This is a genomic window from Cobetia sp. SIMBA_158 (assembly GCF_046566945.1).
Classification (GTDB): Bacteria; Pseudomonadota; Gammaproteobacteria; order Pseudomonadales; family Halomonadaceae; genus Cobetia; species Cobetia amphilecti.
This window is the reverse complement of record NZ_JAWJYL010000216.1, coordinates 1-287: the sequence shown is the minus strand read 5'-3', so window position 1 is coordinate 287 and position 287 is coordinate 1. Positions and strand designations below refer to the sequence as shown.

Below are 287 nucleotides of genomic sequence, written 5' to 3'. Positions count from 1 at the left end.
GAATTTCCATTATTGGTAATGGCGATAATTCGGTTGCCGAAATTTTTCAGTGAAGGAACTAGCTTGAGGATTTCATCCGTTTCACCGCTGGCAGAAATAAGGATCAGAAGATCGTAAGGCGTAATCATGCCCAGATCGCCATGGCAAGCTTCTGTAGGATGAATAAAGAAACTAGGCGTACCCGTAGAGGCCAGCGTCGCTGACATTTTACGACCGACATGCCCTGATTTACCCATTCCTGAAAGAATAACGTGCCCTTTACAGTTCATTATCAAATTAAGGACACG

1 protein-coding gene is annotated in these 287 nt (G+C 44.3%); it reads right to left on the bottom strand.

What is annotated here, in order from left to right; translation table 11 throughout:
- The coding region (locus R2R70_RS19695) for an SIS domain-containing protein (RefSeq protein WP_410978852.1) at positions 1-287 on the bottom strand (287 nt) is incomplete at both ends.